The 26,507-nt window shown below is 57.6% G+C and carries 22 protein-coding genes and 1 pseudogene; 14 read left to right on the top strand and 9 right to left on the bottom strand.

The window, feature by feature from the left end:
* Window positions 1-99 precede the first annotated feature (99 nt).
* The 3 genes from B5M07_RS04225 to B5M07_RS04215 form a co-directional block, all read right to left on the bottom strand.
* Window positions 100-1,728 (bottom strand): alkaline phosphatase family protein, encoded by a 1,629-nt coding sequence (locus B5M07_RS04225; RefSeq protein WP_120350355.1) that lies wholly within the window; start codon window positions 1,726-1,728, stop codon window positions 100-102.
* Window positions 1,729-1,803: 75 nt separating this feature from the next.
* Window positions 1,804-2,835: a TAXI family TRAP transporter solute-binding subunit gene (locus B5M07_RS04220; RefSeq protein ID WP_120350354.1), complete on the bottom strand. Its 1,032-nt coding sequence runs from the start codon at window positions 2,833-2,835 to the stop codon at window positions 1,804-1,806.
* Between the two features lie 18 nt (window positions 2,836-2,853).
* The gene (locus B5M07_RS04215; protein ID WP_120350353.1) at window positions 2,854-4,713 is read right to left on the bottom strand and encodes a TRAP transporter permease; all 1,860 of its coding nucleotides are present in this window, start codon (window positions 4,711-4,713) and stop codon (window positions 2,854-2,856) included.
* 123 nt (window positions 4,714-4,836) lie between these two features.
* Between B5M07_RS04215 and B5M07_RS04210 the strand changes: the two genes are divergently transcribed.
* The 4 genes from B5M07_RS04210 to B5M07_RS04195 all read left to right on the top strand — a co-directional run bounded on the left by B5M07_RS04210 (window position 4,837) and on the right by B5M07_RS04195 (window position 7,919).
* Entirely contained in the window at window positions 4,837-5,622 is a 786-nt protein-coding gene (locus B5M07_RS04210; RefSeq protein ID WP_120350352.1) for an IclR family transcriptional regulator, read from the top strand.
* A gap of 283 nt (window positions 5,623-5,905) precedes the next feature.
* A complete protein-coding gene (locus B5M07_RS04205) occupies window positions 5,906-6,145 on the top strand; it encodes a hypothetical protein (RefSeq protein ID WP_120350351.1) in 240 nt (79 codons plus the stop codon).
* 4 nt (window positions 6,146-6,149) lie between these two features.
* On the top strand, window positions 6,150-6,785 hold the full coding sequence (gene maiA / locus B5M07_RS04200; protein WP_120350350.1) for a maleylacetoacetate isomerase: 636 nt from the start codon (window positions 6,150-6,152) through the stop codon (window positions 6,783-6,785).
* Between the two features lie 264 nt (window positions 6,786-7,049).
* Entirely contained in the window at window positions 7,050-7,919 is an 870-nt protein-coding gene (locus B5M07_RS04195; RefSeq protein ID WP_120350349.1) for a bifunctional allantoicase/(S)-ureidoglycine aminohydrolase, read from the top strand.
* Here the strand turns inward: B5M07_RS04195 and bhcR are convergent.
* The gene (gene bhcR / locus B5M07_RS04190; protein ID WP_120350348.1) at window positions 7,900-8,748 is read right to left on the bottom strand and encodes an HTH-type transcriptional regulator BhcR; all 849 of its coding nucleotides are present in this window, start codon (window positions 8,746-8,748) and stop codon (window positions 7,900-7,902) included. The two genes, B5M07_RS04195 and bhcR, sit on opposite strands and share 20 nt — an antisense overlap.
* A 169-nt stretch (window positions 8,749-8,917) precedes the next feature.
* Between bhcR and bhcA the strand changes: the two are divergent.
* The 6 genes and pseudogenes from bhcA (at window position 8,918) to B5M07_RS04160 (ending at window position 14,992) form a co-directional block, all read left to right on the top strand.
* Window positions 8,918-10,109 (top strand): annotated as a pseudogene (bhcA, locus tag B5M07_RS04185) (L-aspartate--glyoxylate aminotransferase BhcA).
* Complete coding sequence (gene bhcB / locus B5M07_RS04180; RefSeq protein WP_120350347.1) at window positions 10,109-11,080, top strand: beta-hydroxyaspartate dehydratase BhcB; 972 nt, start codon at window positions 10,109-10,111, stop codon at window positions 11,078-11,080. The pseudogene bhcA and the gene bhcB overlap by 1 nt, the downstream one beginning before the upstream one ends.
* 36 nt (window positions 11,081-11,116) lie before the next feature.
* Window positions 11,117-12,280 (top strand): 3-hydroxy-D-aspartate aldolase BhcC, encoded by a 1,164-nt coding sequence (gene bhcC / locus B5M07_RS04175; protein WP_120350346.1) that lies wholly within the window; start codon window positions 11,117-11,119, stop codon window positions 12,278-12,280.
* 169 nt (window positions 12,281-12,449) lie between these two features.
* Window positions 12,450-13,415: an iminosuccinate reductase BhcD gene (bhcD, locus tag B5M07_RS04170; RefSeq protein ID WP_120350345.1), complete on the top strand. Its 966-nt coding sequence runs from the start codon at window positions 12,450-12,452 to the stop codon at window positions 13,413-13,415.
* 66 nt (window positions 13,416-13,481) lie between these two features.
* Window positions 13,482-13,988 carry an AmiS/UreI family transporter gene (locus B5M07_RS04165; RefSeq protein ID WP_120350344.1) on the top strand — a complete coding sequence of 169 codons (507 nt, stop codon included), beginning with the start codon at window positions 13,482-13,484 and terminating at the stop codon, window positions 13,986-13,988.
* A gap of 2 nt (window positions 13,989-13,990) precedes the next feature.
* Complete coding sequence (locus B5M07_RS04160; RefSeq protein ID WP_120350343.1) at window positions 13,991-14,992, top strand: type I glyceraldehyde-3-phosphate dehydrogenase; 1,002 nt, start codon at window positions 13,991-13,993, stop codon at window positions 14,990-14,992.
* A gap of 373 nt (window positions 14,993-15,365) precedes the next feature.
* On the opposite strand, the gene B5M07_RS04155 is transcribed toward B5M07_RS04160, so the two are convergent.
* From B5M07_RS04155 to puuE, 3 genes are read right to left on the bottom strand one after another with little or no spacing between them, the layout of a single operon-like run.
* The gene (locus B5M07_RS04155; protein WP_120350342.1) at window positions 15,366-16,790 is read right to left on the bottom strand and encodes a uracil-xanthine permease family protein; all 1,425 of its coding nucleotides are present in this window, start codon (window positions 16,788-16,790) and stop codon (window positions 15,366-15,368) included.
* Between the two features lie 57 nt (window positions 16,791-16,847).
* Window positions 16,848-17,330, bottom strand: coding sequence for an ureidoglycolate lyase (locus tag B5M07_RS04150; protein WP_120350341.1), 483 nt, complete (start codon window positions 17,328-17,330; stop codon window positions 16,848-16,850).
* Window positions 17,327-18,739: an allantoinase PuuE gene (gene puuE, locus B5M07_RS04145; RefSeq protein WP_120350340.1), complete on the bottom strand. Its 1,413-nt coding sequence runs from the start codon at window positions 18,737-18,739 to the stop codon at window positions 17,327-17,329. The genes B5M07_RS04150 and puuE overlap by 4 nt, the downstream gene beginning before the upstream one ends.
* A 150-nt stretch (window positions 18,740-18,889) precedes the next feature.
* On the opposite strand from puuE, the gene uraH reads away from it, so the two are divergent.
* Complete coding sequence (uraH, locus tag B5M07_RS04140; RefSeq protein WP_067628535.1) at window positions 18,890-19,243, top strand: hydroxyisourate hydrolase; 354 nt, start codon at window positions 18,890-18,892, stop codon at window positions 19,241-19,243.
* A gap of 24 nt (window positions 19,244-19,267) precedes the next feature.
* Here uraH and B5M07_RS04135 read toward each other — a convergent pair whose 3' ends face one another.
* Window positions 19,268-20,167: a LysR family transcriptional regulator gene (locus tag B5M07_RS04135; protein ID WP_120350339.1), complete on the bottom strand. Its 900-nt coding sequence runs from the start codon at window positions 20,165-20,167 to the stop codon at window positions 19,268-19,270.
* A 100-nt stretch (window positions 20,168-20,267) separates the two neighbouring features.
* Here B5M07_RS04135 and B5M07_RS04130 point away from each other — a divergent pair, with 100 nt between their 5' ends.
* Window positions 20,268-21,500: a urate hydroxylase PuuD gene (locus tag B5M07_RS04130; RefSeq protein ID WP_120350338.1), complete on the top strand. Its 1,233-nt coding sequence runs from the start codon at window positions 20,268-20,270 to the stop codon at window positions 21,498-21,500.
* Between the two features lie 144 nt (window positions 21,501-21,644).
* Here B5M07_RS04130 and B5M07_RS04125 read toward each other — a convergent pair whose 3' ends face one another.
* Window positions 21,645-22,547: a LysR family transcriptional regulator gene (locus B5M07_RS04125; RefSeq protein ID WP_120350337.1), complete on the bottom strand. Its 903-nt coding sequence runs from the start codon at window positions 22,545-22,547 to the stop codon at window positions 21,645-21,647.
* A 157-nt stretch (window positions 22,548-22,704) separates the two neighbouring features.
* Here B5M07_RS04125 and xdhA point away from each other — a divergent pair, with 157 nt between their 5' ends.
* Together xdhA and xdhB are read left to right on the top strand one after the other, a co-directional pair.
* A complete protein-coding gene (xdhA, locus tag B5M07_RS04120; RefSeq protein ID WP_120350336.1) occupies window positions 22,705-24,168 on the top strand; it encodes a xanthine dehydrogenase small subunit in 1,464 nt (487 codons plus the stop codon).
* Between the two features lie 17 nt (window positions 24,169-24,185).
* Window positions 24,186-26,504 carry a xanthine dehydrogenase molybdopterin binding subunit gene (gene xdhB / locus B5M07_RS04115; protein ID WP_120350335.1) on the top strand — a complete coding sequence of 773 codons (2,319 nt, stop codon included), beginning with the start codon at window positions 24,186-24,188 and terminating at the stop codon, window positions 26,502-26,504.
* Window positions 26,505-26,507 lie beyond the last annotated feature (3 nt).

Raw genomic sequence — 26,507 nt, 5'->3', positions numbered from 1 at the left:
CCCCAGCCTCAGAACGCCAGCTCCAGCAGTGGCGTTAATGGCCCAGACCAAGTGCGCATGCCACAGACCTTCGCGGTGCTATGGCATGCGCAGCCGCCCCTACCTCTTGGGCTTCTCGCCTGCCGCTGCAAAGGCAGCTTCAAGGTCGGCCTCCGTCGGAAAGCCGATCAGCACACCCGCCCGCGCTTCGTTGAGGTCGACCCCGCGCCGTTCAATTTCAGCGTCGGACATCGTGGTGCGCTGGCTGATGCGGCGGGTCCATTGAAAGAACAGGTTTTGCAGCCGTTCGCATTCTTGCGCGGAATGCGGATCATCGCCCAGATCGTTGAACTCATCCGGATCGGCCTGCAAATCGAACAGCATCGGGCGGAAGCCTTCGGCAAAGACGTATTTCCAACGTCCATCAAAAATCATCGTCAGTTTGGCCTCGGCAACGCTCACGCCCAAACGACGGCGGGCTTGGCGGAAGGAGTAATCGTATTCGGAGATGACAAAATCGCGCAAACAGTTCGCCTTGCCCTGCATGAGCGGGCGCAGGGACTTGCCCTCGATGATATGCGGAATGGCGGCCCCATCGAAATAGTCGAGGATGGTCGGCACCACATCAATCGCTTCGACCAGCGCGTCTGACACCGTGCCGCGTGTGGCATCCGCCTCTTTACTGGGGTCGACAACGATCAGGGGAATGCGTGCCGAAGGGTCGTGAAACAACTCCTTCTCGCCAAGCCAGTGATCGCCCAGATAGTCGCCATGATCCGAGGTGAAGACGATCATCGTCTCATCGGTCAAACCCTTGGCGTCCAGAAACGCCATGAGTTCGCCCATCTGATCGTCGATCTGTTTGATCAACCCCATATAGGCGCCGATCACCTTGGTCCGGGTGATGTCACTGGTGAAGGCTTTGGACACCCGCTCTTCCATGAAGGCACCGAATACCGGATGCGGGTCCGTCTGTTCCGCGTCGCTGCGCAGCACCGGCTGATGGGTCTCTGGCGGGTACATATCGTGGTAGGGTTCCGGCACGATATAGGGCCAATGCGGTTTGATATAGCTAAGATGCAGGCACCATGGCGTGTCGCCCGCCTCTTGAATGAAGTCCATCGCACGGCGGGTGATATAGGGGGTCTCACTCTCTTCATCCGAGGCGCGGGCCTTGGCGTCCGAATTGTCGAGGAACCAGCCGCTCAGGATGTTGCCGTCTGCATCCTCGCCACTGTTGGCGACGCTGTCCCAAGGATTTTCATCCTCCCAGCCGCGGTCTTTCATGTAGTCATCATAGGCTTTGTTGCGCTTGCCGTAACTGGTGCTTGGGTGCAGCCCGTCGTCGCGCTCATAAGGCTCGAAACCACATTCAGACACCAAAGCGCCGATGGTGCTGTCGGGGGCCAAACCGAGGCGTTTCATCCCCTCGGCATCGGCGCTCATATGGGTCTTGCCGCAGAGTGCCGTGCGCACGCCCAGGGGGCGCAAATGGTCGCCCAGGGTCATCTCGCCCACTTTCAGCGGCACGTTGTTCCACGTTGATCCATGCGAACTGACGTAGCGGCCCGTGTAGAAGGACATGCGCGATGGGCCGCAGATCGTCGACTGCACATAGGCGCGATCAAACCGCACGCCGCGTTTGGCCAAAGCGTCAATATGCGGCGTATCAAGCCCCGGATGCCCTGCGCAGGACAGGTAATCCCATCGCAGTTGATCACACATGATAAAGAGTACGTTTTTTGTCATGATGGCGTCCGGGTCCGAGGTGTATTTAAGCTATAGCAGAAGGGACCGGGGCTGGGCGCGCCCCGGTCCTTGAGGTTAGGCTTTCGCCGCGTCAGGGATTTCGACCCCCAGTTCGGTCAAGGCACGCAAAGCGCCGGGGTGCAGCAGCAGGTTGATGTCTTGCACAGCGCCCGCTGGCGTGATTGCCCGCAGCCAAGGTGCACTTTCGCCCGCCTCTTTGACACCGTCGTAGAAGGCTTTGGTCATCTGATAGATCATCTCCTCGTCCGCGTCCTTGTTGGTTACGATCCCAACGATTACGCCCAGTGTCGTGACATCCCCCTCATTGGCCTGATTGTCGCCATAGATGCCCGCAGGCAGCGTGGCCGCGCTGAAGCCCGGGCGGCCAACAAGCGCCTGAACGCCTTCGGTTTCAAGCGTATCGGCAGGAATACCAAGGAAGCGGATCTTGTTGGTCACCGCGATTTGGGTCAGCGCAGGACTGGGCGCGTTGGTCGGGTTGCAGTACACGTCGAGGTTGCCGTCTTGGAAAGCCGCCGCCGCCGCATCCCAGCCGAGCTTGACGGCTTCGTAATCGGTGCCTTCTTCCAGCCCGGCCACGGCTTTGAACAGGCGCGCCATGGTGGTGTAGGCCGCCCCTCCGGGAGGGCCGAGGAACACACGTTTGCCAGCGATCTGATCCATCGACGTGATGCCGGAGGAATCGTAAACCGCGATGTGATAGACCCCCATCGGGAAGTTCAGCACGGTGCGCAGGTTGTTGACCAGTTCGGGCGCCTGTTCGATCTTTTCATACATGGCCGCCTGACGGCGCATCAGCGCGTGAATGACGGGCGAAGACATGCAAAAATCGCTGCGTCCCATCGCCACTTCCAGCACATGGCGCGTGGCCGCGCCGGTCGCGTTCAACTGAATTTCATAATCCGGCAGCGCGCCGTTCACGATGCTCGCGAAGGTGGTCATCACGAGGTTCGGACTGGTGCCCGGCCCCAGCGTCGACATGCGCAGAATGTCTTTTGCAAAAGCCGCGCCCGGCAAAGCGGCAAGCGCGGCAGCACCTGTGGCGGTGCCTAGAAAACCACGGCGTGAGAATGTTGGGTTGGTCATGGGTTGTCCTCCTCTGGATTATGAAACTTCGGGTGTCATAAACGCCCCGAACCGAACGGCGGACCAAAGCGCCACGGTGGCTGCCACGGCAATCCACGACACCAGCGGTCCGAAAAACAAAAGCGCAAAGGCAATCCCGAGACCCAAGGGCGCATAGCCCGCCTTGCCTTTCGCCGGGTAGCAGGCGCGCGAGATATGCAGCACCGCCAAAGTAACGAACAGGATTGACTGCGCGGATTGTGCCAGCGGGTAGCCCGTCCCAAGCAGCATGGCCGGCTGGTAGATAAAGGCGAAAGGGATCACGAAACCGGGCATTGCCAGTCGTGACGCCTCGATCGCCGTGCGCATGGCCCCTGCCCTCGCGATGGGTGCCGCGGCAAAGGCCGCAAGCGCCACAGGCGGCGTCACCGCAGAGAGCACGCCGAAATAGAGCACGAACATATGCGTGTGAATGATCGGCACGCCGAGCCGTTGCAGCGCTGGCCCCATGACCAGCACGATGATCAGATAGGCAGGCACGGTGGGCATCCCCATGCCCAAAAGCAGACAGGCCACGGCCATCAGCAACAGCGAAATCGCCAACTGCCCATCCGCATAGCTCGCCACCAGCGACGCGAACCGCAGGCCGACGCCGGTCAGGTTCAAAATACCGATGATGATACCAACCGCGCCCACGATCACCACAAGCTGGGCTGAGATCAGGCCCGCCGAGCGAATGAACCTGACCCACGACGATAGATCGGTCAAAAGGCCCGGCTTGATCGCGAAACCCAGCACGACGGCAAAGGCCACGCCGATAAAGCCTGCATAGGCCGGAGAAGAGCCGCCGACCATGGCAACGACGATGGCCGTCAGCGACAGCATAAAGACAATGATCTGCGCAAGCTCACGCCAAACGAAACTGGGCTTTGGCTGTTCGGAAACGTCCAGATCCATGCTCCGCGCCGCACTTGAGGTCGCCATGAACAACCCAGCGTAATACAGGATCGCCGGAACCGCGGCGGCGGCGCAGATGGTCAGATAGGGCTCGCCGGTGACATCGGCCATGATAAAGGCCACGGCCCCCATAATCGGCGGCGTGATCTGCCCCCCGCTTGAGGCCGCGGCTTCGACCGCGCCGGCGAAATGGGCTTTGAACCCGCGTTTTTTGATGAGCGGTATCGTGATGACACCGGTGCCCACGACATTGGCCACGGCGCTGCCAGAAATTGTGCCAAACAGCCCGCTGGCAATGGTCGCCGCCGCCGCTGGCCCCGAGCGGATACGCCCTGTCGCCGCAAGCGCCAGCTTCACAAGCACCCGGTCGATCGTGAGAAACTCAAGGAACGCGCCGAAAATAATAAAGATCAGGATGGTCGAGACGACTGTCGCCATGGGGCGGCCAAACACACCGTCAAAGGAATACCATAGAACTTGGATCAACTCTTCCGAGGTCATGCCCGCATGGCGCATGAACCCCGGCGCATATTGGCCAAAGGCCCCATAAAGCAGCACAAGGGCCGCCACGCTTGCCATGACCATGCCAACAGACCGGCGCGTGAGGTCGATCACGGCGATCAGCCCCAAAGTGCCCAGCCAAATGTCGGTGGAGGTCAGGAAATACAGCCCGGTTTCGATCTCTGCCGCTGCGCGAAAGTATTGAAAGACCGAGACGCCCAATAGCGCCGCCGTAAGCAGGGCCAAAGGTTTTTCTGCGCCAGTTTGGCCGCGTTCCATCTGGGTCAACAGGATTAACAACCCTCCGACCAGCAGCATCCCGACGCGCAGATAGGACTCGCTGAACACGCCAAAGACGGAAACGTAGAAAACGACGGCGATGATCAGTCCCGATAGCGCAAGGTTCAATCCGGTCACGGATTTTGAAAGCAGGTTTTGCATCGGTCCTTATCCCCCCTAAATGCGGCACCCCGGCAAAGGCCTCCTCCGCCCCTGCCGTGATTGCGCAAAAACTAGACAGCGAAGGGTTAACGGTCCAACATGGATTTCACTAGGTGGAACGCTATGACGAAATTGAATCGCTCCGTTGAACGCGGGCTCAACATCCTCGAAGTTATCTCCAGCAATGGCGTGTGTTCCTTGGCTTTTCTGGCCGAGCGGACCGGCTTGCCTAAGCCGACAATCCTGCGCATCTGCGCCACATTGGTCCAACAGCGCTGGCTGACCCAAAGCAGAAGTGACAGCCGCTACAGGGTCGGCTCCCGTTTCCCGCGGGTGAATTCCCGCCCTACGTCGATAGACACGCTGGTCGAAGCAGGTGCCTCTGCGATCCTTTCCCTTTCTGATGCCACGGGACTTGGCGTGGACCTTGCCGCGCCCATCGGCAATGGCCGGGTCGAGATTGTGGATACGACGCGGACCTTTTCCACCCACGGTATCTTTCCCGATTGCATCGGCTACAGGCCCTCGCCTTTCCGCTCTGCACTGGGCTGCGCTTTTCTGGCGGCACTGGAGCCTGAGCAGGAGGCAGAATATTCCGCCCGTTTGGCCGTCCACACCACCGGCAAAGACCGCACCGCTGCCTTGGCGCTGCCAGCAAAGTTGCGGGAGGTGCGCGCGCAGGGTTTCGCCATCCGAGAGGACGGCTATTGGGGGCGTGCGGTGGATTACGGCGGCATTCCAAGCGCGATTGCGGTCGCCATAGGGTCACAGGGTCATGCTGTCGGCGCGGTTAGCCTGATTTGGCTGGCCGAACAGCATAGCGTCGCCGCCGTGGCCAAAGCGCATTTGAAAAAACTGACCGAGACGGCAGAGGAAATCGGCAAGCTCCACGCGGCCAACGTCGGCTAATTTGCGTTGGCCCGTCGTTCAGAGCTCGTCCGTTTGTTCATCTAAAGCGCCCTGCAACCGGGTTGTGCGCGGCCAATACGGACAGTCTGTAGGGGAGGAAATCCGATAGGTTGAAGTCATCCGATGCCATCCGGAATGGCCCTCCCGCGATCGTTGCACCTGGAATTTTCTTGACGGATTGTCCCACGGCTCCCTATTCGTTGCAATTGTAACGATTCTGAAACGGCGGTTCTGGCATGGTTTATGGCCGACGCATGAAGGATCGAGGGGAGGGGAAAGATTGATGACTGGCACTGACAAAAGCGCGTTTAATCCGGGCGGAGGGGACAGGCCCAGCTATATGCCCGGTGGCGACTACTTCGAGCCCAAAGCGCTTTCCGATGCCCTGCCTCAAGTGATGAGCACGGTGCTCAAAGTTGTGCATACCCAGCCTTCCAGAAAAGAGACACAGCCTCAGGATGGTTACATCGACTGCTGGGCGGATATGGAAATAAACTTGGTCGGCACGCCGGGTAATGAATAACGCGATGCTTACGCTGTATTCCTACTGGCGCTCGACCACATCTTACCGCGTGCGGATAGCGCTGAATCTCAAGGGCCTGCCCTATCGTGTGGTTCCGGTGGACCTCGTGGCCGGGGACCAACGCAGCCCAGACTATGTGGCCAAGAACCCCATCAAGGGGGTGCCAACCTTGCTTCTTGAAGACGGGCGGGCGTTGACCCAATCGCTGGCAATCATGGCCTATCTGAACGAGATCGCGCCAGACCCTGCCCTTTTGCCCGAGCCTGCGTTTGAGCGGGCTCAGGTACTGGCCGCCGCACAGGTGATCGCGACGGACATTCATCCGATCAACAACCTCAAGGTGGTCAGCCACCTGAAAACTCATCACGGGCTGACCGCGGATGAGGGAACAGCATGGATGCGCCATTGGATGACTGAAGGGCTGCACGCCTATCAAGCGCTGCTGCCGGACGGCCCGAAATTCAGCTTTGCCGATCAACCGCTGCTTTGCGACCTTTGCCTTATCCCGCAGCTTTACAACGCCCACCGGTGGGGCGTTGAGATGACACCCTTCGCGCGGCTGCTTGAGATCGAAAAGGAGGCCCTGCGCCTCCCGGCCTTTGACGCCGCACGCCCCGAAAATCAGCCGGACGCCAATTGAAGGGCAGCTCATGCCTTCATGGGCTGAAAGCGGCAATACCGCCGGGACTGATGCTGAGTGTCTCAATGGACGTCCGGGGCGACACCTCGAACGCCTCTGGCGATCTTGAAAACAGGCGGACATCTAACCTGAAGCAATCGACATTGGCCCTATCACGCCTATTTTCAAATCTCACCGAATAGAGTTGTCGTCACTTTGCTGGTGGTCGCCCCCTAGCCGCATCGAATACCCTCGCATAAACAGTCTTTTTCTTCCGGAGCATCCATGAGCACCAAATATTTCGCGCCACACGGGGGACATCCCGGGCAAGAGCAGCTTCTCACTGATCGCGCAGTTTTCAAGGATGCCTATGCGGTCATCCCAAAAGGTACGATGCGGGATATCGTCACCAGCTTTTTGCCTTTTTGGGAGGATACGCGCCTGTGGGTCATCGCGCGCCCGATGAGCGGCTTCGCCGAGACATTTTCGCAATACATCATGGAGGTACAGCCCGGAGGCGGTTCTGAAAAGGCTGAGTTGGATCCGGAAGCCGAGGGCGTATTATTCGTTGTGGAAGGCGCGGCCACTTTGCGTGTCGGGGGCGAGACTTACGAGCTGAGCCCGGGCGGTTACGCATACCTGCCCCCGTCGAGCGCCTGGACCCTGCGAAACGAAGGCGATGAAGTCTTGCGCTTCCATTGGGTGCGCAAGGCATATGAGGCCGTCGAAGGGTTGGATATGCCCGATGTGTTGGTCCTGAACGAAAACGACATCGAACCGACGCCCATGCCGGGCACAGATGGCAAATGGTCGACGACCCGCTTTGTCGATCCGTCCGACCTGCGCCACGACATGCATGTCACGATTGTGACATTCGAACCGGGCGGCGTTATCCCCTTTCTTGAGACACATGTGATGGAGCACGGGCTCTATGTGTTGGAGGGCAAAGCCGTCTACAATCTGAACAATGATTGGGTCGAGGTCGAGGCTGGCGATTACATGTGGCTCCGCGCTTTTTGCCCCCAGGCATGCTATGCGGGTGGCCCGGGGCGGTTCCGGTACCTGCTTTACAAGGACGTAAATCGCCATATGGCGCTCCGTCCCGGCGCCGCGTCATACCCTCAACATCAGCGCCTCAAGGCTGCGGCCGAGTAACGCTGCCCCCGATTGCGAGGCTCAATTGGTGAGCCGCCTTGATGACGGGGCGGCTCAATTCTTCGACCTCGGACACGCCGACCCTGCTTGTTGGCCCGGATATCGAGATTCCCGCGACAGCTTCGCCATTCATGTCGAATACCGGCGCCGCGATACAGCGCATGCCTTCGTTCCTCTCTTCATTATCAACTGAAAAGCCGCTTTCCCGAATGGCTTCGAGATTCTGGCGCAGGGCCGTCGGATCGATGATCGTATGTGCGGTAAACCGCGTCATCTGCCCCTTCGAGAGTAGTTTGTCCAAACGCTCAGGATCCATATATGCGAGCAACGCCTTGCCAATGCCGGATGCATGCATCGGAGAAAGGCTGCCGGGCGGGAAAAAGGCGCGGATGTTCGCATGTGTCTCCACTTGGCTCAGAAAAAGGACCGCCTCTTCTTTTCCGACGCCGATATTAGCTGTTTCACCGGTCGTTTCCATCAGCTTTCGCATGATGGGTCGCGCTCGATCGACAAGACTTGTGCGCCGAAGGAAACGCGCGCCGATCACAAACGCGCGCGGACCAATGTACCAAACCTGCTCTTCGTGATCGAATTCGACCAGCCCCCTGCCCTCAAGGGTTACAAGGATACGGTAGACGGTCGCTGGCGATTGGCGCATCTCATCTGCCAGCTTAGAGAGCGGCTTGCCCTGCGCTTCGCTGAGATACTCGAACACCTCCATGGCCCGGTCGAGCGATTTGATCGTGTTCTGCGCGGTCTTGTCCGTCCAGCCACGGGGCCTTCCGCGTGCTTTCCGACCAGTTCCTGAACCATTGTCTTGAGATTCCATAAGAACCTTTCGTTTCTATGTGAAAGCCGAAATCACCATGTGAAAAATATAACGCACTGACAACATTCATCTTTACGCATGAACCCAAAAACTGAAACCCTATTTCAAAAAAATATCGGTTCGCGCTGGTTCCGTCTATTGTGAAGCCAACAACGGAAGGAGACCGTCCATGAGCTTTCAAAATCCCGTTTTCATCCCGGGCCCGACCAACATTCCCGAGAGCCTGCGCAAGGCTTGCGACATGCCTACGATCGACCACCGGTCACCGCTGTTTGGGCAAATTCTACATCCCGCTCGCGCAAGTGTTCGTAAGATCCTCAAAAGCGACAACGCAGAAATCTTCATTTTTCCGTCCACCGGCACGGGGGGGGTGGGAAACTGCGCTGACCAATACGCTCTCATCGGGTGACAAAGTGCTTGCGGCACGCAACGGCATGTTCAGCCATCGTTGGATCGATATGTGCCAGCGTCATGGTCTTGCTGTGCAGACAGTCGAAACCGCATGGGGCGCAGGGATCCCAGCGGATCGCTACGAAGAGATCCTGACCGCTGACAAAAGCCATGAGATCAAGGCCGTTCTTGCCACGCATAATGAAACAGCCACCGGCGTGAAATCAGACATTGCGGCCGTGCGCCGTGCGCTGGACGCATCGGGCCATCCAGCGATGCTGTTGGTGGATGGTGTTTCGTCGATTGCCTCAATGGATTTCCGTTTCGACGAATGGGGCGTGGATGTTGCCGTGACCGGGTCACAAAAAGGCTTCATGCTGCCCGCTGGTCTCGCCATCGTTGGCTTCTCACCCAAGGCGATGGAGGCCACCAAAACCGCCTCTCTGCCCCGCACGTTTTTCGACGTACACGACATGGCCAAAGGCTACGCGAACAACGCCTATCCCTATACGCCTGCTGTGGGACTGCTGAACGGTCTGAACCAAGCCTGCAACATGCTGCTGACCGAAGGTCTGGAGAACGTGTTTGCCCGGCACTTCCGGATTGCGGAGGGTGTGCGCGCGGCGGTGGGCGCTTGGGGCCTTGATCTTTGCGCCACGGACCCTTCGGTTTACTCTGACACTGTCAGTGCCATTCGGACGCCCGAAGACTTCAACGCAACCGATATCGTGACACATGCCGCCAACAAGTATGGCGTGGCCTTTGGCGTGGGGCTCGGTGAGGTCGCGGGCAAGGTCTTCCGGATTGGCCACCTCGGCAGCCTGACGGATGTCATGGCACTCTCCGGCATCGCGACCGCAGAAATGTGCATGGTCGATCTTGGATTGGACATCAAACTCGGCTCCGGGGTCGCGGCGGCCCAAGAATACTATCGCGGCCATACCGCGGCAGCGCAAAAAGACGCGGCGTGATGAAGGATTACCAGATGTACATCCCGACGTACGAGGACATGTTGGACGCCCACGCGCGGATCGGCCCCTATATTCGCCGCACGCCGATCCGCACCTCGGACTACCTCAACGAACTTGCCGGTTGCGAGCTGTTCTTCAAATGCGAGAACTTTCAAGAGCCGGGTGCCTTTAAGGTGAGGGGCGCCTCGAACGCGGTGTTCGGGCTTAGCGAGGAGCAGGCGGCCAAAGGCGTCGCAACACATTCCTCAGGCAACCATGCATCCTGCCTGTCTTATGCCGCTATGAAGCGCGGCATTCCATGCAACGTGGTGATGCCCCGCACAGCCCCTCAGGCAAAGAAGGATACGGTGCGCCGTTTTGGCGGTGTCATTACCGAATGCGAGCCGTCGACCAGTTCCCGTGAGGCGACCTTTGCCGAGGTGCAAGCTGCGACAGGGGGCGATTTCGTACACCCCTACAACGATCCCCGAGTGATCGCCGGACAGGGCACATGTTCGAAAGAATTCATTGAGCAGACGGATGGTCTTGATGCTGTGGTGGCGCCAATTGGTGGTGGCGGCATGATATCGGGCACCTGCCTCACCCTCGCGACCCTCGCGCCCGAAACTCATATCATCGCGGCCGAGCCTGAACAGGCAGACGACGCTTACCGCAGCTTCAAGGCGGGCCATATTATCGCCGACGATGCCCCAAAGACCATTGCCGACGGGCTTCTGGTCCCGCTCAAGGACCTGACTTGGCATTTTGTCTCAAACCACGTGTCCGAAATCTACACGGCATCCGAGCAAGAGATCATTGAGGCGATGAAGCTGACCTGGAAGCATCTGCGCGTGGTCATGGAGCCATCCTCTGCAGTGCCGCTTGCGACAGTTCTCAAGAACCCCGAAGCCTTTAGGGGCAAGCGCGTCGGCCTGATCATCACGGGCGGCAATGTCGACCTCGACAAGCTGCCGTGGCTGAACGCCGCCTGATCTCAAATATCGACTGAAAAACGAAGGAGCACGGACATGAAAGATATGACCAATCTCGACGAATTCGAAGTGGGCTACGATATCCCGGCAAAACCGGGCATGGACGAGGCCGACATCCAAACCCCGAGCCTTGTGCTTGATCTTGACGCGCTGGAGCGCAACATCAAGAAAATGGGAGACTACGCCAAGGCGCACGGCATGCGCCACCGGACCCATGGCAAGATGCACAAGTCGGTCGATGTCCAAAGGCTTCAAGAAAAGCTCGGCGGTGCATGCGGTGTCTGCTGCCAAAAAGTCTCAGAGGCCGAAGTCTTTGCGCGGGGCGGCATCAAAGATATCCTCGTCTCGAACCAAGTACGCGATCCCGCCAAAATCGACCGCCTCGCCCGTCTGCCCAAGCTTGGCGCCCGCACGATCTGTTGCGTTGACGACCTTGCCAATGTGGCTGATCTGTCATCGGCGGCGCAAAAACATGGCACCGAGATCGAATGTCTTGTCGAAATCGATTGTGGCGCGGGGCGCTGCGGTGTGACCACCACGCGTGACGTGGTGGCGATTGCCAAGGCCATCGACGGTGCCGAGGGGCTTAAGTTTTCCGGCCTGCAAGCCTATCAAGGCGCAATGCAGCACCTCGACAGCTATGACGAACGCAAGGCGAAAATCGATATCGCCGTGGCGATGGTCAAAGATGCGGTCGATACGTTGAAGGCAGAAGGTTTGGACTGTGACATCGTCGGCGGTGGCGGCACTGGCTCCTACTACTTCGAGTCCAACTCGGGTGTGTATAACGAACTGCAGTGCGGCTCCTATGCCTTCATGGACGCGGACTATGGGCGCATCCTCGACAAAGACGGCAAACGCATCGACCAAGGGGAATGGGAGAACGCCTTTTTCATCCTCACAAGCGTCATGAGCCATGCAAAGGCGGACAAGGCGATCGTCGACGCTGGCCTCAAGGCTCAATCCGTTGATAGCGGATTGCCAGTGATCTACGGGCGCGATGATGTCGAATATATCAAGTGTTCGGACGAGCATGGGGTGGTGATGGACCCAAACGGCGCGTTGAAGGTCAACGACAAGCTGAAGCTGGTTCCGGGTCACTGCGATCCGACCGCCAACGTCCATGATTGGTATGTTGGTGTTCGGAACGGCAAGGTTGAATGCCTCTGGCCAGTTTCGGCACGCGGTCACGCCTACTGATCTAGCGATGTAAGACAACTGCCCCATGTGTCTGCTTCCGGCGGGCACATGGGCGAACTGATTTGAAGCGTGTCAGAATACTCTTTTCCGCCCCAACCTGCGGCGCGACGTTCTCAAGCCATTGGCGAACTTCTCGGAGTCTTCTGAAACGAAATATTTGGAGAGACACATGCTGATCGTACCTGAACGTGAGATCGCCAACCTAATGACCCGCGAGGCAGCTTTTGATGCTATCGAGAAAGTCTTTGCCGCAATGGCCTCCGGCGACGCCTACAACTTCCCCGTCGTACGCGAAGCGATTGGGCACGAAGATGCGCTTTACGGGTTCAAAGGCGGATTTGATCGCGCCGGGTTGAGCTTGGGATTGAAGGCCGGTGGATACTGGCCAAACAATCTTGAAAAACGCAACCTTATCAACCACCAGTCCACCGTATTCCTGTTCGATCCTGACACCGGCAAGGTCAAAGCGATGGTCGGTGGCAATTTGCTGACAGCGTTGCGTACGGCGGCGGCTTCGTCGGTTTCAATCAAACACTTGGCACGTGAAAACGCGACCGTCATCGGCATGGTAGGCGCAGGCCACCAAGCCACCTTCCAGCTACGTGCCGCATTGGAGCAGCGAAAGTTCGAGAAGGTGATCGGCTGGAACTACCACCCAGAGATGCTACCCAATATCGAGAAAGTCGCGCATGAGGCTGGGGTTCCCTTTGAAGCCGTCGATCTGCCCGGCATGACCGAAGCCGACGTCATCATCTCGATCACCTCCGCCTTTTCACCGTCTTTGATGGCCGATCACGTCAGCCCCGGAACCCATATCGCATGTATGGGCACCGACACCAAAGGCAAACAGGAGGTCGAAGCGGCCTTGCTGGCACGCGCCTCGGTGTTCACCGATGAGGTCGCCCAGTCCGTGAGCATCGGCGAGGCGCAACATGCCATTGCTGAAGGGCTTATCAAGGACACGGATGTCGCCCAGCTTGGCGCGGTCATCAATGGGACCAATCCGGGTCGCACGTCGGATCATCAAATCACACTGTTCGACGGGACCGGCGTGGGCCTTCAGGACCTCGCGGTGGCGGCCAAAGTCGTTGATTTGGCCGTTGAACAGGGCGTCGCAATCGACGTGGACTTCTAAGCCAAGACGCATTGAACTGGCCCAGAAACCGAAAGACTTTCTTTCAGCGCACAAACGGTAGGTTTCATGTTTTTGCCAATATCCCTGCTGTTTGTGGGGGCAGTTCTTGTGTTGAATGGTCTTTGGATGTCTGGGCGCATCTCGAATCGAGAGATTGTTGTCATCAACTTTGCCACAGCGGCAATTACCGCCACAGTCGCCGCTGTGTCACTCGTGCGCGCCACGACCGGGGATGAAATCCGCTCTGTTGCCCTGACGCTGCTGTTCAGCGCGACCTACCTTTGGGTGGCGGTTAACCGGTTGAATGGCGCCGATGGCCGCGGTTTGGGATGGTTCAGCCTGTTTGTCTCTCTTTCCGTGTTGCCTCAGGCCTTTTTAGCCCTCGCCTCTGCAGCGAAATTCATTGATATCTGGCTGGGCATTTGCTGGCTTATTTGGTCGGGTCTTTGGTTCATGTATTTCGTCACTTTGACGTTGAAGAAACCGGTTCAAGATCAAACAGCAGTTGCCACACTCCTAAGCGGCGTGCTGACTGCCTGGCTGCCCGCCCTTTTCCTGATGTACGGAGCTTGAACGTGACCCGCCAGCTAAGTGTCTTTATCAACGGTTTTGGTCGCATCGGCAGGACTTTGTTGCGCCAGATTTTACAAAATGAAAGCCAGTCCGCCGTCAAAGTCGTTGGCATCAACGATATCGCGCCACTCGAAACTTGCGCGTACCTGCTGCGCTACGACAGTGTTTTCGGTCCTTTACCCCTCCAAGTGGAAACGGGAGATCGCCAGATAACAATTGGCGGTCGCCCCATCCCATTTACCTGCGAACCGGACCTGCGGGCCTTGGATTTACGCGGTGTGGATGTTGTTTTGGAATGCACCGGAAGGGTCAAGGATAGAGACTTTGCAGAAGCAGGCATCGACGCTGGGGCATCGAATATTCTGATTTCCGGCCCGTCCGAGGTCGCCGACCAGACGGTTGTCTTAGGCGCCAACGAACAAGAACTTGGCGATGCGCGGATCGTGTCCAATGCGTCTTGTACGACCAATGCGATCACCCCCCTCCTCCGCACGATTGATCTAGGGCTTGGAATTTCCAGAGCACATGTCACGACCATTCATTGCTACACCGGGAGCCAACCGACTGTTGACCAGCCCGGTGCCAGTCTTGAAAGAAGCCGTGCTGCTGCTGTCTCAATGGTTCCGACAACAACCAGCGCGCTTAATCAAATCTTTAACGTCTTGCCAGAATTTCACGGACGCCTCAGTGTCAGCGCCGTCCGGGTTCCCTGCATCTCAGTTTCGGCAATCGATGCGACGCTGCAAATCTTGGAAAAGCCCGAAGGTTCTTTTGTCGAGTTCTTGCGCGAAGCCTTTGCAGACTCGACCCTCATTGGTCTGACAGAAGACCCCTGTGTTTCGACCGATTTTCGGAGCCGCCCTGAATCTCTGGTGATCGCCCTTCCCGAAACGCAATCAATCGAACAGCGCCAGCTGCGCGTTTTTGGCTGGTACGACAACGAATGGGGCTTCTCAGCACGCATGCTTGAAATGGCGGAACGCCTCGCGGCGAGAAGCCGATGATCTGCCGGGAATGACGCACCTCTGAAAGGTTGAAGATGTATTTCAGATGAGGGCCCCGCTCTGTGAGCGATGTCTGAACCTTGGGCAAACCAGCGCAGGCGAGCTGCACGCTGGCACAGGTGCAGCTATCGTTGCGGCCTTTGGAGGTGGCATCGCCTAGTGTTTTGAAACCCCCATATATCCTTTATCTGTTTGAGCCGCCCCCTTTGACGCTGCTCTCCGTCGGGCTGGCCAAGTCCCGAAATGAACCCGGCGATCTCGGCGCGCACTTCTTCCAGCCCTAGCAGTTACCCACGAAAAAAATGCGGCGCAGAGACCTGCGCCGCATTTGCTATTCCTATTCCGCAGCAATCATCTCACCGCGAAAGCGACATCAGACGCGGTCACTCTGCGCGAGTGATCCGCTCCCTTGTCCTGCCATACCGCCAGAGACTTCCTCGGTGGCTTCACCCGAAAGCTCCTCGGGCAGTACCAGATTAAGAACGATGGCGATGAGGGCCGCAGGCAGAATGCCCGAAGTCCCTAGGACTTTCAGCGTGCCCGGCAGATACTGAAGCGCATCCGGCTCAAGCTGCAGGCCCAGACCAAGTGACAGCGCGATGGCAAAAATGACCATGTTGCGACGGTTCCAGTTCACATCGGACAGCATCGAGATACCAGCCGCGACCACCATGCCGAACATCACGATGACACCACCGCCCAGCACTTCGATCGGGATCGAAGAGATCACCGCACCGATTTTGGGAACAAGACCGCATATGATCAGAAAAATCGCCCCGATTGTAACGACCATCCGGCTCATCACACCCGTCATGGCGATGAGACCTACGTTCTGACTGAACGACGTATTGGGCAGCGCGCCGAACATGCCCGAGATGGCCGTGCCGATCCCATCTGCATAGGTCGCCCCTTGGATTTCGCGGTCGCTCGCCTCGCGGCCTGCGCCCCCTTTGGTGATCCCGGAAACATCGCCAACAGTTTCGATGGCCGAGACGAAAGACATGGCACAAAAGCCGATGACCGCGGCGGCCGAGAATTCGATGCCAAAGTGTAGCGGGTTCGGCAGCGCAAAGCTTGCCGCTTGACCTACATTGCCAAGATTGACCTGACCAAGCGCAAAGGCGACGACATAGCCAACCAAAAGGCCGATCAGAACGGCCGACACAGAAAGCATGCCGCGGGTAAAGAACTTCAGGCCGAGGGTCACCAAAATCACGGTACCTGCCATGAACCAGTTGAGCCCGGAGCCGTATTCTTCGGTGCCGATTGCAGGCACACCCCCTGCCGCATATTGAACACCGACCTTGACCAGAGCCAGGCCAATCATGGTCACGACCAAGCCAGTGACCAACGGCGGCAGTGCAAAACGAAGTCTCCCGATGAATAGCCCCAAAAAGGCGTGGAACAGGCCACCGGCGACGATACCCCCCATCAGGACCGCAATCGCGTCCACGCCCTTCCCGGCGACAAGCGGGATCATGATTGGAATAAAGGCAAACGATGTCCCCTGCACGATCGGCAAACGCGCGCCAATCGGACCTACGCCGATCGACTGAAACAGCGTCGCGACCCCGGCAAAGAACATGGACATCTGTATCATGTAGATCATTTGCGGGAAATCAGGGCTGTTTGAGCCAAAGCCGAAACCTGCAGCGCCGCACACGATGATCGCCGGAGTGACGTTCGATACGAACATAGCCAGCACGTGCTGGATCCCCAGCGGCACCGCTTTTGTGAGCGGCGGGGTGTAATTTGGATCGCGGAGTTGGTCCGGCGTTCCGATGGATGCATCAGACATTATAATTGTCCCTCCCTATGGATGCGTGAGCCGGCGCTTTTTTTGCCGAGTTATTTATTATCGCTCGATGATGAATGGCTCATCGAACCAATGTTCCTCCAGATTTGGCCCCTCGCTGACGCGGTCGACGACCATGAAAAGCCCCGGATCGGACAGCGGACACAAAACCCCGTGCCAGACGTTGCGCCCGATGTTTACGCCCTGCCCCGGCCCAGCAATAAAGGCCCGGGGCGCAACCGGAGCACCGTCTTTATCTTCGGCTAGCACGACCAGATATTCGCCTTCCTGCATCGGCAGAAAAGCTTGGCTGCCCAAAGGATGACGCTCCATCATTTCCATTTTGAAAGGCATGGAGAACGATGTGGATTGAAAGACGCTGACCCCTACGCGACCATCAACGTCGAGGGTCGCCCGATCATGAAAACGTCCGCAACGCCCTTGGTTTATGAACTTGTCGGGCGTGTCTGATGCATCGATCAGTTCTGCTAGCCCCGCAATGGCATCGGAATTAATTGTGGTTGCCGTCAAAACGTTGTTCATGATGCAAACCTCTCAATCAGGCGCAGTTCTGCAATTCGCTCAACCTGTCGGCAGGCTTCGGAGAACTCGGTATCGCGGTCATTTTTGATACGGCGGTGAAATGCCTCAAGAATGCTCGATTTGGTGTTATCCTTCACGGCGATGATGAAAGGAAAGCCGTGCCGCTCAACGTATTCAGCGTTGAGGTTCTGGAAGGTCTCCCGTTCTTCGTCGGTCAGCAAATCCAGTCCGGCACCCGCCTGTTCGGCAGTGCTTTCCTTTGTGAGGCGCCCGGCTGCCGCCAGTTTTCCCGCCAAGTCAGGGTGGGCGGTCAGCACACCCAGCCGCTGTTCTTCGGATGCGTTACGGAACACACGCGCCAGTGCGTTGTGAATGCCTGCTGCATTGTCATGGGTCGCACCAAGCTCAAGATCAAAGGCACCCTCGGCAATCCAAGGGCTGTGTTCGAACATGCCACCAAATTCCGCGACAAAGGTTCCCCTGTCCATATCAGATGGCGCGGTCCCCTCGGCAGGCGGGTGCAGGCTTGCCCAGTGATCGGCGATCTGTTCCCTTGTGGCGAACCAGACGCCGTCGTGTTTCGCGAAATGTTCCAAGGCGCGCTTCAACGCCATTGCGCGGCCCGGACGCCCGATAAGACGACAGTGCAAACCGATCGAAAGCATCTTGGGCGCGCCTTCGGCCCCCTCGGCATAGAGCATGTCAAAGCTATCCTTGAGATAGCTCTCAAACTGATCACCGTTCGTGTATCCCGCTTGAATCGCGAAACGCATGTCGTTGCAGTCCATCGTGTAAGGCACGATCAACTGGTCCTTACCACCAGCCCGCACCCAGTAGGGCAAATCATCAGCATAGCTGTCGGCGATATAGGCGAAATCGCCCTCCTCGGCGGCAAGGTCCACAGTGTTCATGGAGCAGCGTCCGGTGTACCAGCCGCGCGGGGCCTCCCCCACCACTTCGGTATGCAGGCGGATTGCCTCGCGGATCTGGGCGCGCTCTTCCTGCGGCTCCATATCCTTGTGTTCGATCCATTTCAGACCATGGCTGGCAATCTCCCAGCCCGCCTCCTTCATCGCCTTGAGCTGCTGGGGCGCCCGCATAAGAGCGGTTGCTACACCATAAACAGTAATTGGCGTGTTTTTGAGCAGTTTGTGAACACGCCAGAACCCGGCGCGGCTGCCGTATTCATAGATCGATTCCATGTTCCAATGGCGTTGACCCTGCCAGGGAGCGGCCCCGGTGATTTCCGATAGGAACGCTTCAGACGCAGCATCACCGTGGAGAATATTGTTTTCCCCACCTTCTTCATAGTTCAGCACGATCTGAACGGCGATTTTTGCGCCATTCGGCCATTGCGCCGCTGGTACAGCGCCACCATAGCCGGTCATATCTCTTGGGTAACGTTTCACGCAAATATTCCTTTTCTTCTAAAACCCAACCTAAACAGGAAAAATGGATCTGTTTTTCAAAAAAATTTTAAAGGAGCCTTCTGTTAGTGGAGATTTGTCACTTAAAGGCATTCAGCCTAGAAACAGACAGCGTTTCAGGAGAAGTTAAAAATGGCTGGCTATCTTACAACCCATGTCCTCGACACCGCCCTTGGGTGCCCCGCCGAAGGGCTGAAAATTGAATTGTTTCGCATCAGCGGTGTTGAACGGCATCTGTTGAAAACGCTTACGACGAACAACGACGGGCGCACTGACGAACAAATCCTGCCTGAAGCAGAGTTCGAAGTGGGCGAATATGAACTGGTGTTCCACGCAGGCCCTTATCTGGATGCAAGCGGCACGCCGCCTGAAGACCCCCGGTTTCTAGGCGTCATACCGATCCGCTTTGGGATGTCCGAGCAATCGCACTACCACGTGCCCTTGTTGCTTTCTCCTTTCGGATACTCAACATATCGCGGAAGCTGAGGCTTCGACCCACTGATTGCTTCGCTAGATTGTCGCGGCGATGCGATCAACCATGAACTCCATGAAAAGGCGCGTTTTCGGGTCCTGTCTACGACGATGCGTAAATAGGCACGCCATCTGAATCGGCTCGGGAGGCGTCTTTTCAGCGACAGGCACCAAAGCGCCGGTCCGCAAGTGTTCTGCAATTTCGAAAACCGGCTTCATTGCGACGCCATGACCGGCAAGTGCCCAATCGGTGAGCACGTCCCCGTCATCTGACTCATAGCGCCCCGAGACACGAAATCGCTTGGGGCCGTCCGGTGTCGTTAGCCGCCATTGAAATTCGGTCGCCCCCGGAAAGCGAAGGCTCAGGCATTCATGTCCCTCCGCCACCAGCGCGCTTCCGCTGTCGGGCATGCCACGGCGCGCAATATAGTCCGGCGATGCGCAGAGCACCCGCTCCACGTCTGCAATTTTTCGGATGCGCAGATTGCTGTCCTCGGGCTGCCCCAGAAAGAATGCCAAATCCAGACCCTCTGTGGTCAAGTCCACTTTCCGGTCGGACAAACGCAACCTCACGCTGACTTCGGGATAGTTCTTCAAGAAACCCGGGACCTGCGGGGCGATTAACCTACGACCGACACCTAAAGGCGCCGCAACATAGAGCGATCCTTTCAGGTTCTCGGTGATGTTGACGATCTGCGCCTCGGCGCTTTCGACGGCTTCGAGGATTTCAGTCGCCCCGCGGTAGAACGACTTGCCCTGCTCGGTCGGGGATAGACTGCGTGTCGTCCGTTGAAAAAGTCTGACGCCAAGCCGTTCTTCTAATTGTGAAATCCGTGATGACGTAACAGCTGGAGATATCCGCAAATCCCGCCCCGCGGCAGACATGCTGCCCAGTTCATAGACGCGCACAAAAGTGCGGATGTTATCGAAGTAGGACATTATTCTGTCTTTTTTGATGCTGCTTGGTCCTTTACGGCGATACCAGAACAAACCCGTCTCGCCTAGGGTGTTAGAAAATTCGAATCTAAGGAGACCAGCCATGTACGATTTGGCAATTCTGTGGGACTGGATCGCGTTCAGCGTCCGCTGGCTACATGTGATCACTGCAATGGCGTGGATCGGTGCGTCGTTCTATTTTATCGCGCTCGATCTAATGCTTAAACCAAACGACGCCCTGCCCGACGGCGCCTACGGCGAAGAATGGGAAGTACATGGCGGGGGTTTTTATCACACAGTCAAATATCTGGTCGCGCCCGCCCGGATGCCAGAGCACCTGACATGGCACAAATGGCAAAGCTACAGCACTTGGTTGTCAGGGGCGGCGCTCTTGATGATCATCTACTGGGTCGGCGGTGAATTGTTCCTACTCGACCCCACCAAAGCCGATATTTCGCTGTTTCAGGGCATCCTGATCTCCGGCGGCTCCCTGACGATTGGCTGGTTGCTCTATGATGCGATGTGCAAATCCAAATTGGCCAACCACCCTACAGTTCTGATGCTGCTTTTGTTCGTAATCCTTGTGATCATGTCATGGGGATACAACCAAATTTTCACCGGCAGGGCGGCGTTGCTGCATCTCGGCGCTTTCACGGCGACGATCATGACCGCCAATGTGTTTTTCCAGATCATGCCCAACCAACGGGTCGTTGTCGAAGACCTTAAGGCCGGTCGCACACCTGACGCGAAATACGGCAAGATCGCCAAGGTGCGCTCGACCCACAACAACTACCTTACCTTGCCGGTGGTGTTCCTGATGCTGTCGAACCATTATCCGCTGGCATTTGGAACAGAGTTCAGCTGGATCATCGCAAGCCTGATCTTTTTGACCGGTGTCACCATTCGCCACTACTTCAACACGATGCACAAAACCGGTTCCGGTCCGCATTGGACTTGGGCGGTGACCGTGCTGCTTATGGTTTTGATCGCATGGCTTTCCACCATCAGAACGGGGGAGACATGGGAGGACGCAGAAGCCCGAGATCTGACGGCATATGAGCAGGCCTATGCCTCTGCTGAGGGGTTCGAGAGCGCTTACGATACCGTCATCGGCAATTGCTCTATGTGCCATGCCCGAGAACCAGTCTGGGGCAATATGCAGTGGGCGCCAAAGGGGGTCTACCTTGAGACCCCCGGCGACGTTGCGCGTCATGCGGACCAGATCTATCTCCAAGCGGGCGTGAGCCACGCCATGCCCCCGCCAAATGCTGTACAAATGGACGAGGAAGCGCGACGCAACATTGTCGCTTGGGTGCGCGAAGTGCGTAGCCAGTAACGCTCCGCATCCCGCATTTATTTCAAAGATTTATCGGCACCGACAGCGCGCGTTCACTACTGCAATTGGCAAAAAACCTTTGGCGCGGCGGCAGGCACCCGGCCATCCGTCACACCAGAGTGCAACGCTGAACGGGCGTCGAACTCAGACGAAGAAGCGTTTGCTGTTTCGTGCGATGTGATCAACGAACAGACGAACCTTTGGATCCTGAAGCTTTTTGTGGGGATACAGGCAGCCAAAAATGGTCGGCTTTGGCGGAGTGTGCGGTAATACCTCAACAAGTCGTCCCGACTTGAGGTGTTCACGCACATCAAAGCGCGGCTTGTTGATGATCCCACGCCCGGCCAGCGCCCAATCGGTCAGTACATCACCGTCATCGGCATCGAACCGACCGCGAACCTCCAGTTTTCGGGGGCCCATATCGGTCTGAAGTGTCCAATAATACTCTGGCGATCTTGGATACCGCAGCAAGAGGCAGTTGTGCGCCTGATCGTGAAGATCGTCAGGCGTCATCGGCGTTCCACAACGCGAAAGATAATCCGGAGAGGCACATAAGACCCGATCGCAATCCGCGAACTTTCGCAGCTTCATCGTGGAATCACTCGGCTCCCCGATGAAGAAGGCGATATCGAGCCCGTCTGCCATGATGTCTACCCGTCGGTCGGACAGCCGCATCCTTATCTCAGTATCAGGATAGGTTTCAGAGAATTCCGGGACCAAAGGTGCAACTATTCGACGCCCGACCCCAAGCGGTGCCGTGATCCGCAGGGCCCCTCGCGGGGCGTCGGAAAAGCTGGCGACCCGGGCCTCGGCGTTATCCAGCGCCTGCAAAATAGCATGGGCCTCATCGTAAAAAACGGTACCGACCTCTGTCGGGGTTATCGAGCGGGTCGTCCTGTTAAACAGGCGCACGCCGAGATGTTTCTCTAGCTCTTTCAAACGCTTGCTGGCGACTGCTGGCGTCAGCCTCAGGTCCCGCCCGCCCGCGGTGATACTTCCCAAGTCCATCACGCGAACGAAGACGCGCAAGCTTTCGATATAAGACATACGGCGCCCCCCCTTCCACATGAACATGCCCAAGGTCCGATGAATTTTCAACGTTTTGTTGAAAGTATTTAGCGTTTCCGGTGATTTTTTTACCTAAACAACTGTGTCTATCGTAGCGGCGACGATCACAGCCAGACTGGCGATTGGGAGGCACCCCTTGGACTATCAACGCGACATCCGTTTCATTCTCAACGGCACAGACGTGGCGCTGGACGACGTTTCAGCCAGCCAAACGCTTTTGGACTTTCTTCGGCTCGAACGCCGTCTGACCGGGTCAAAAGAAGGCTGCGCCGAAGGCGATTGCGGCGCCTGTACCGTACTGGTGGGCCGGCTTGGCAATGCCGGGCTGGTCTATGAGCCCATCAATGCCTGCATTCGGTTTCTGGCCTCGATCAACGGTTGTCATGTGGTCACGGTCGAGCATCTCTCCGGCCCGAAAGGTCGGCTGCACCCTGTTCAGGAAGCAATGATTGAACATCACGGGAGCCAATGTGGTTTCTGCACGCCCGGATTTGTCATGTCGCTTTATGCGCTCTGGATGCAGGCGCCCGAACCAACATCGCAAGAGGTTGAGACGGCCCTACAGGGGAACCTGTGCCGCTGCACCGGCTATGAGCCCATCATCAAGGCAGCGGTGGCCGTGTCGCGCTATGGCACGCCATCATCGGATCTTCTGAATGCCGAACCCGCGCAGATAACGACGCGACTGCAAGCGCTTCAGCATGGCAGGCGCATCGTCTCCGGACCCAAAGACAACCTGAGCATCATCCCGGCTAACGTGGATGATCTGGCCGATTGCCTTTTGAGCTACCCGAACGCAACCATCGTGGCGGGGTCCACAGACGTCGGGCTTTGGGTGACAAAATTTCTGCGTAAAATCGGGCCCGCGATTTTCACCGGCCATCTGAACGCGCTGAAAACAGTTGAGCGTCAGGGAGGGCAGCTAAAAATCGGGGCTGGGGCCAGCTACACCGATTGTCAGGCCATTCTGTCAGAGCACCTGCCTCATCTTCTCCCCTATTGGAACCGTATCGCGGGATGGCAGGTGCGAAACATGGGCACGGTCGGGGGCAATATCGCCAACGGTTCTCCTATCGGTGATACCCCGCCCGTCCTGATCGCGCTTGGCGCAGAGATCACGCTCCGCCACGGTGCTGCCCGTCGAAACGTGCCTCTTGAAAAGTTCTTTATAGACTATGGCAAGCAGGACCGCGCACCGGCGGAATTTGTCGAGAGCATTCAGGTTCCCCTGCCCGGCCCCGATGATTTGAACGCCGCCTATAAAATCTCCAAACGGCGCGACGAGGATATCTCGTCGGTGGCCGTTGGCATCCATATGACGGTAACCGGAAACGTCATCAGCAATGCCCGCATTGCCTTTGGCGGCATGGCCGCGACACCTAAACGTGCAACGGCGGCAGAAGCTGCGCTGAATGGTCAGCGCTGGACGCGAGAAAACTTCGAGGCCGCCGCAGCAGCGCTGGCCGAGGATTTCGAACCGCTTACGGACTGGCGCGCCTCCGCGGCGTATCGAAAGCTCTCTGCTCAGAATCTTCTGCGCCGTTTTTATCTGGAACAGGATGCGCAAAGCGCCGCTCCCGTTCAACTCATCAACGCTTAAAGCAAGGAGACGCAAAAATGAAAGACAACGTTTCCATTACCGGCACCGCCCACAGCGACCGCATTCATGACAGCGCGTCAAAACACGTCACTGGCGCGGCAGACTACACCGACGACATTACGCTGCCCGAAGGCACGTTGCATGCCTATCTAGGTGTCTCGGATGTTGCCCATGCGACGCTTTTGGACATCGACTATACCGATGTTCTGGCAACTCCGGGCGTGATCGGCATCCTAACCGCCGAGGATGTGCCAGGCGTCAACGACCTAAGCCCCACGGGACTGAAGGATGAGCCAGTTTTCCCCACTGATTTGATTCAATTTCATGGCCAACCCCTGTTTGCGGTGATCGCAGAGACACGGGACATTGCGCGCCACGCCGCAGAAAAAGCCAAGATCAACTGTGATGTTTTACCCCATGCGCTTGATCCCATTCAGGCGCAACAGGCGGGATACCCACACGTCACCGCTCCGTTGAAACTCGAACGCGGCGATGTCGATGGGGCGCTGGAAACCGCCAGCAATCGGATCAAGGGCAGGATTGCTGTGGGCGGACAGGACCACATGTACCTCGAAGGGCATATCGCCTTGGCCATTCCCGGGGAAGACGATGATATCATCGTTCATTCCTCCACCCAGCACCCCTCCGAGGCGCAGCATATGGTGGCTCAAGTTCTCGGCGTGCCCTCGAATGCGGTTGTGGTGAACGTGCGCCGCATGGGCGGCGGGTTCGGCGGCAAGGAAAGCCAAATGAACCTGTTCTGCGCTGTAGCCGCAATGGCGGCGAAAAAGTGGAACCGCGCCGTGAAGATCCGCCCCGACCGGGACCAAGACATGACGGCTACGGGGAAACGCCACGATTTTGTAATCGATTACGATGTGTCTTTCGACGCGGCGGGACGCATCGAAGCGGTGAATGGCAGCTTTGCTGCACGGTGCGGTTTTTCATCCGACCTCTCGGGCCCCGTGACCGACCGTGCCCTCTTTCACGCCGATAACGCTTATTTTTACCCGAATGTGCGGCTTGAAAGCCATCCGATGAAGACCAACACAGTCTCCAACACGGCTTTTCGTGGCTTTGGCGGCCCGCAGGGTGTGGTGGCGGCTGAACGAATTATCGAAGAGATCGCCTATGCCACAGGCCAAGATCCACTGGACGTGCGCAAGGCGAACTTCTACGGCGGCAAAGGGCGAGACATCACGCCCTATCATCAGAAAGTCGAAGACTGCATTCTCGAACGGCTTGTCGAGGAGTTGGAAACCACCTCTGACTACCGCCAGCGCCGCAAAGACATCATGGCCTTCAATGAGACCTCGCCGGTGCTCAAAAAGGGGATTGCCCTGACCCCGGTCAAGTTCGGGATCTCGTTCACGGCCACGTGGTACAATCAGGCTGGCGCATTGGTGCATGTCTATAACGACGGCTCGATCCACCTGAACCACGGCGGCACAGAGATGGGTCAGGGGTTGAACACCAAGGTGGCACAGATTGTCGCCGAGGCGTTTCAGGTCGATTTTGAGCAGATCAAGATTACCAAAACCACCACTGAGAAAGTGCCGAACACGTCAGCAACCGCTGCCTCCAGCGGAACCGACCTGAACGGCATGGCCGCGCTCAACGCGGTGGAACAGATCAAAGCGCGGTTGGTCGAATTTGCGACAAGAACTTGGGATGTTACCGCAGAAGAGGTAAGTTTCCACGCCAATCATGTGTTTATTGGCAAAGACATCCTGACATTTGCGGAGTTCATCAAGCAGGCCTATCTTGCCCGCGTGCAGCTTTCGGCGGCCGGTTTCTACAAGACGCCGAAAATTCACTGGGACCGCGCCAAAGGCCAAGGGCGTCCGTTCTATTACTATGCTTACGGGGCAGCATGCTCTGAAGTGACAATCGACACATTGACGGGCGAATACCGTGTCGAGCGTACCGACATCCTGCATGATGTGGGCCGTTCCCTCAATCCGGCGCTCGACAAAGGCCAGGTCGAAGGCGCGTTCATCCAAGGCATGGGCTGGCTCACAACCGAAGAGTTATGGTGGGACAATGCCGGACGACTGCGGACCCATGCGCCCTCTACATATAAAATTCCCCTCGCTTCCGACCGCCCCCGCATATTCAACGTGAACCTCGCCGACTGGTCGGAGAACCGCGAACTGACCGTGAAGCGCTCCAAGGCGGTAGGAGAGCCGCCCTTCATGCTTGGCATTTCGGTGTTCGAAGCGCTGTCGATGGCTGTCGCTTCGGTGGCCAACTACCGCGCGTGTCCGCGTCTTGATGCGCCGGCCACGCCGGAACGGGTGTTGCTGGCTGTGGCACGGTTGCAGGCCGAGGGGTGAACC

Source organism: Sulfitobacter sp. D7 (assembly GCF_003611275.1).
Classification (GTDB): Bacteria; Pseudomonadota; Alphaproteobacteria; order Rhodobacterales; family Rhodobacteraceae; genus Sulfitobacter; species Sulfitobacter profundi.
This window is presented reverse-complemented; position numbering and strand designations above follow the sequence as displayed.